The organism is Escherichia sp. E14S1 (assembly GCF_004211995.1).
Taxonomy (GTDB): Bacteria; Pseudomonadota; Gammaproteobacteria; order Enterobacterales; family Enterobacteriaceae; genus Escherichia.
This window is the reverse complement of sequence record NZ_RHJQ01000045.1, coordinates 1-5968: the sequence shown is the minus strand read 5'-3', so window position 1 is coordinate 5968 and position 5968 is coordinate 1. Positions and strand designations below refer to the sequence as shown.

At 46.3% G+C, this 5968-nt stretch carries 5 protein-coding genes and 2 pseudogenes; 3 read left to right on the top strand and 4 right to left on the bottom strand.

Annotated elements, in window-relative coordinates; genetic code table 11:
• On the top strand, nt 1-330 hold a 330-nt coding region (locus tag D9734_RS23090), incomplete at its 5' end, for an ISAs1 family transposase (protein ID WP_130210867.1).
• A 115-nt stretch (nt 331-445) separates the two neighbouring features.
• Here the strand turns inward: D9734_RS23090 and D9734_RS23085 are convergent.
• Nucleotides 446-1495, bottom strand: coding sequence for a GGDEF domain-containing protein (locus D9734_RS23085; RefSeq protein ID WP_130210869.1), 1050 nt, complete (start codon nt 1493-1495; stop codon nt 446-448).
• 102 nt (nt 1496-1597) lie between these two features.
• Nucleotides 1598-3574, bottom strand: coding sequence for an alkyl sulfatase dimerization domain-containing protein (locus tag D9734_RS23080; protein ID WP_130210865.1), 1977 nt, complete (start codon nt 3572-3574; stop codon nt 1598-1600).
• Between the two features lie 305 nt (nt 3575-3879).
• On the opposite strand from D9734_RS23080, the gene pptA reads away from it, so the two are divergent.
• On the top strand, nt 3880-4107 hold the full coding sequence (gene pptA / locus D9734_RS23075) for a tautomerase PptA (RefSeq protein WP_130210863.1): 228 nt from the start codon (nt 3880-3882) through the stop codon (nt 4105-4107).
• Between the two features lie 3 nt (nt 4108-4110).
• Here pptA and D9734_RS23070 read toward each other — a convergent pair whose 3' ends face one another.
• Nucleotides 4111-4680, bottom strand: a complete 570-nt coding sequence (locus D9734_RS23070) for a flavin reductase family protein (RefSeq protein WP_130210861.1) — start codon at nt 4678-4680, stop codon at nt 4111-4113.
• A 184-nt stretch (nt 4681-4864) separates the two neighbouring features.
• Nucleotides 4865-5810: pseudogene (locus D9734_RS23435) on the bottom strand (transposase).
• A gap of 22 nt (nt 5811-5832) precedes the next feature.
• Between D9734_RS23435 and D9734_RS23050 the strand changes: the two are divergent.
• Nucleotides 5833-5968, top strand: a pseudogene (locus tag D9734_RS23050) (transposase); the annotation flags it as partial.

Genomic DNA, 5968 nt, shown 5'->3' with positions numbered 1-5968 from the left:
ATAGCAGAGCAAAAGAAAGAGACAGAAATGACGGTCAGATATTATATCAGTTCTGCTGATTTAACCGCAGAGAAGTTCGCCACAGCGATCCGAAATCACTGGCACGTGGAGAATAAGCTGCACTGGCGTCTGGACGTGGTAATGAATGAAGACGACTGCAAAATCAGAAGAGGAAACGCAGCAGAATTATTTTCAGGGATACGGCACATCGCTATTAATATTTTGACGAATGATAAGGTATTCAAGGCAGGGTTAAGACGTAAGATGCGAAAAGCAGCCATGGACAGAAACTACCTGGCGTCAGTCCTTGCGGGGAGCGGGCTTTCGTAATCTTGCCCTGGGTGGTACGATTATGCGGGATACTTACAATAGCTCTAGACAAATATTACCACCCGTCAGCCCTTGTTGAGAGCGGAGAGACGTAATCTGGCCAGTCCCCTAATGCTTATTTAGCCCATCGATTTCGCCCACTTTCTTTCGCCTGGTATAAAGCGGCATCGGCATCTGAAATAATTTGTTCAGCCGTTTTTGCGGGAGCAGAACAGGCAATCCCCTGACTAACCGTAACAAATGCACTAACAGCAGATGCCTGATGCGAGATAGCTGCCAGTTTAAGTTCTTGCTTCACTCTGGCTGCTACCGTCTCAGCTTCCGGCAATGTCGCATTAAAAAGTAGGATGGCAAACTCTTCGCCACCATAACGAGCGACTATATCTTCAGGCTGGCGAATTGCGCGTTGCAGGGCGTCGGCAACTTGTATCAAACATTTATCGCCCGCTGGGTGCCCGTAGGTGTCGTTGTAGCGTTTAAAAAAATCGACATCCAACATAATGAGAGCAAATGACCCGCCGTTATCTATCGCGTCGTGTAAGATACTGTTCATTGCACGTCGGTTTGCTATCCCAGTTAAAGGATCACGATGTGCTAATGCATCAAGGCGATTAATTAACTGGTTGTTGTACTTGTTTTGTTGCCATGCTTCTTCAAACCAACGTAATAAAATAAGTCGCCCACCATATAGCGCCAGTGAAAAAAGGCCCCAGATGACAGCGAAATGAACATTCACATGCTGATTGAGAACAAGACTGGCTAACGGGATGCTAAACCATAATGGAGTGATAAATGCGAGTAATGATGGCGTGTGAAAATACAGCGCAACAATGGCACTAAGCATTAATAATACACACAGAGGGTAAGCAAAAGGTAACGTCCAGTGTGCAATGAAATAAAAGCAACACCATGACCATAACAGGCTTAGAATGACCAATAGTTGCTGAATGTACAGCACTTTTTTTCGGGAGATGAGCAATAAAAGGCCACTAATCAGCAGAATGCCGAAAGATGAAATATCAATAGTATGTACAAGGTTTTTCTCATTAAGCCCTGAAGTCATGTCCTCATTAAACAAAATACCACGCAGCAAAATCATCGATGAAAAACAGATGTTAATCAAGGCAAACCACGGCAGGCTAATCGACATTCCGCGAATAACCATATCCTGGCGATTTTTCCACGAATAATGAGCGTTTTTTCTTTTATCAGAAACCATTTTTTATAACCAGAAAAGGGCAGGAAACCTGCCCAATTTATACTGAATTTAAGGTGTCACTATATTGAACCAAAATTCAAAATTATCCATATAACCTAACAGCTCGTTGAGTTTTTCCGCATTGCCGGTAATTTTGACATCTCCTTTGTCCGTGGCTTCTTTCAGCGTCTCTTCTTTCAGTACTATTTTGTTCAATACATCACGAGACAGAGTGATAGTGGCATCAGCATTCGAAGCCTCTACACCAGCGGTATGATTGAGAACACCATTTTCAAGCTCCACTTTATAGGTTCCGCCATCTTCACCAAAATCGAAATTCAACACGGCTTTGGCGTCTGCCGCTTTCTCACCATTAATATGGACGGCAAGATAATCAAAGAACATCTCTGGCGTCATTGCACGCACAGTGTCAGGGCTGGCAGTATTTGGTGTTGGTAATTTTTGTACGCCGTTACGCAATTCCTGTGCGCCAGTGAGATAGAAATTACGCCACGGCCCAGATTCAGCCTGATAGCCTAACTGCTCAAGCGCATCAGCTTCCAGATTTCTCGCTGCCTGGTTGTTTGGATCCGCAAACACCACCTTACTGACAACCTGAGCAACCCAGCGGAAATTACCCTGGTCATAATCCTGTTTGGCTTTTTGTAAAATGGCATCAGCACCGCCCATATACTCGACAAATTTCTTTGCGCCTTCTTCTGGCGGCAGTTCATCAAGCGTTGCGGGGTTACCATCAAACCAGCCGAGATAAAGCACGTAAGTTGCTTTTACGTCATGACTTACCGAACCATAATAACCGCGATTCGCCCAAGTGTTAGCCAGTGAAGAGGGCAGTTTAAAGTTTGCGGCAATTTCATCACGGGTCATCCCCTGATTTGCCATACGCAGAGTTTGATCATTGATGTAGCGATACAAATCACGCTGGCTTTTAAGCAGTTTGACCACGTTATCATTGCCCCAGGTTGGCCAGTGATGTTGAGCGAGAATAATCTCGGCTTTATCACCCCATAAATTGAGCGCTTCGTTAATATATTTTGACCACGGCAGCGGTTGGCGAATTTTAGCCCCGCGCAGCGAATAGGTGTTATGAAGGGTGTGCGTGACATCTTCTGCTGTTTCGATCAGTTTCTTTTCTTCAATAAACCACAGCATTTCAGAAGGCGCTTCGGAACCTGGCGCCATCAGAAAATCATAGGTCAACCCGTCAATAGTTTCTTTTTGCCCGGTTTTGGTGATGTAGTTAGTAGGAGCAATCAACGTGACCGTTCCTGCTGAAGTGGTTGTTCCCAGTCCCGCGCCGACCTGGCCTTTAACATCAGGTTTCAATAAGTTGCCATACATATAACTGGCTCGTCGGCTCATCACATTGCCAGCCATAATATTTTCGGAAACAGCCTCCTCTAAGAATCCGGCTGGCGCATAGATTTTAACTTTGCCTGATTTAACGTCAGCCTCATCAATTACGCCGCGAACACCACCGTAGTGATCGACATGACTGTGTGTGTAGATAACCGCCACTACCGGTTTCTGGCCGCGATTTTTGTAATAGAGATCCATCCCAACTTTGGCTGTTTCTGCTGAAACAAGTGGATCAACGACGGTAATACCCTCTTTGCCTTCAATGATGGTCATATTTGATAAATCGAGGTTACGAATCTGATAGACACCTTCAGTCACTTCAAATAACCCGCTGATATTTATCAGTTGCGCCTGACGCCATAAACTTGGATTCACCGTATCAGGGGCTTTATCGCCTTCTTTGATAAAAGCGTATTGTTGTGGATCCCATATAACATTTCCTTGTTCGCCCTTAATCACGTCCTGAGGAATAGGGGCAATAAAACCTTTATGGGCATCAGTAAAGTCAGTGTTATCGGAAAACGGCAACTGGTTATAGAGTAAATTGTTTGCTTGCTGCGTGGCTGCGGTGGCGTTTTTAGGGGCTTCCGCCGCGAGGAGAGGTAAGGAACTGGTGGTGAATAATCCCGTTATTAGCAGACTTTTAACAATATGATTAAGCTGCATCTTAAGTGTCTCCAGAATGGATTTTTATTGAGGGTAATTACGGATGAAAATTTTTAGTGAGGGCAAGAATAACTATAATGGGCGTTAACAAATTGGCAAGCCGGGAACTTGGTGTTTTCTTAATGGCATGTTGGCGAAGAATATATTCTGCAAGTTAACGTTTTCGTTGGCGCTTTATTTAAAAGGGTGTAGTACAAATATGTACAATTTCAAGTAGGCATTATTACCGTAAAAACGCATTACCGGACACACGACATTCACAACGTGTGTTAATTTTACTGACATCTTTCAAAAGGAGCACAATCATGCCGCACATAGACATTAAATGTTTTCCGCGTGAACTGGACGAACAACAAAAAGCAGCGCTTGCTGCAGATATTACCGACGTTATTATTCGCCATCTGAACAGTAAAGACAGTTCGATAAGCATTGCGCTACAGCAGATTCAACCAGAATCATGGCAAGCTATCTGGGACGCCGAAATTGCGCCCCAAATGGATGCCTTGATAAAGAAACCTGGTTACAGCATGTAATGCTTAACCAGCCGTAACACGCTTGCCGCTGGTAACAAACGTGCCAGCGCCTAAATGATGCAACGTATTGAGCTTATCATCATCAAACTGCCAGCGGCCTTCGACAAATACCTGTGCGTCTGCCGCTGCTGATACCACTTCGCCAAACAGCGTGTCGTATTTCTCTTGCGCGGAAGTCGCTGGTAGCAATCGGCACTCCATCCACGCCAGACATTTTTCTTCAACAAGTGGCAAACCAAGCACTGGACCTTTCACCACCGGAATGCCATAGCAATTAAATTTATCCTCTTCACGCCCAGATACACTTCCCACTGCCCACGTCCAGTTAGTCGCTGCAACGCCTGGGATAACGATGCCAAATTTACCGTTACGCTCAATCAACTCCCTCGTCCATGTCGATTTATCTACCACAATCGCCACGCGTGGAGGCTCAAACTCCACCGGCATTGACCAGGCTGCCGCCATAATGTTACGCCGTTGGGATTGCTCATCTAAACTGGTGATCAGGACTGTAGGGCCATGATTTAACAGACGGCTGGCATGGTGTAATTCTACGGGGATGAATCGGCTCACGGTATCGCCTCGCTAAGAAGGTTGTTTTAAAAGCGTAGCTCGTAACGCAATAAGCAACGAAATTAACGGGATCGGCGATTTGCGAACGTGATGCATGTCCGCGATCGCACAAAATAGCCTGTGCGGCGTCTATTCCAGGTTTTGACATCCTCCACGCCCTGAATGACGAGGATCCCTGCTACGTTCAGGCTGTCGCCTGAATCATTTCGGTGGGTTCCTGCTTCAACGGGCGGCCTGACTGCACCATCCCTCCACAGGCAAGAACGGCGTGTCCCGCCGCTAAAATGTTACGAGCGCCGTTTATACTTGGCATCTGAATTTACTTTGTGACAGGCGGTTCTCTTTCGCTGCATGACCACAACACGCGCAACGCTGGCTTGTGTACGCTGGCGGAACCGCAAGCACCTGACCGCCACGCCAGAGCTCTTTGTACTCAAGCTGGCGGCGCATTTCATACCAGCCCTGATCCAGTATCGAACGGTTTAAACCTGATTTTGCCCGGACATTGCGCCCCGGCTGGCTGACCGTACCCGCTGCTGACTTTGACATGTTGCTGACCTTCAAATCCTCAATGACTATCATTGCGTGGTTTTTGCTGATTGTCGTTGTGACTTTGTGAAGGTTGTCCCTGCGGATATTTACGATACGGTGTACCACTTACCGCAGGACTGGCTGACTGTGACATTTTTTACAACTCCCATGACCTGACGACTGTTCCGGTAGCGCATCCAGCCAAGTTTCGGCAGAAAAATACGGCTGTTTTCCTGATCGAGCTTAACGCCCTGCGGGTAGCGAAATGCATCATTCTGTCCCCGCTTTTTGAATCGGGGAAAAGCCGCACGCTTCTGGAAGAAATTTTTGTAGGCTCGCTCAAGGTCTTTCAGTGACTGTTGCAATGGCTGTGATGGGGCATCTTTAAGCCATTGTGTTTCAGTGGCATTTTTCCACTCAACCAACCAGGAAGCCATTTTCGCGTAAGGGATGTATTTATTACCGGCCTCATGATTCTCATTCTGAAGCGCCAGAGCACGATTGAAAACGAAACGACACGCGCCTGCGAAGCACCTCATTTCACGCTCCTGTTGACCACCGGGTCTTAACTGGAATTTAAATGCCTGTAGTCGCTTCACAGGGCAAACTATACTTTGGTCTATGAAAAAAGAAACCGATATCCGACGCGGAAGGCACTGTGTTTTCCTGATGCATGTTCACCTGGTCTTTGTCTAACCAAATACAGACGCCAGATTTTTGACCATGACGCGACAGAAAAACTACGCACTTACTTTTC

Coding starts and splice junctions, on each gene's coding strand:
- D9734_RS23085 (WP_130210869.1), bottom strand. CDS start 1,495: ATGGTTATTCGCGGAATGTCGATTAGCCTGCCGTGGTTTGCCTTGATT.
- D9734_RS23080 (WP_130210865.1), bottom strand. CDS start 3,574: ATGCAGCTTAATCATATTGTTAAAAGTCTGCTAATAACGGGATTATTC.
- pptA (WP_130210863.1), top strand. CDS start 3,880: ATGCCGCACATAGACATTAAATGTTTTCCGCGTGAACTGGACGAACAA.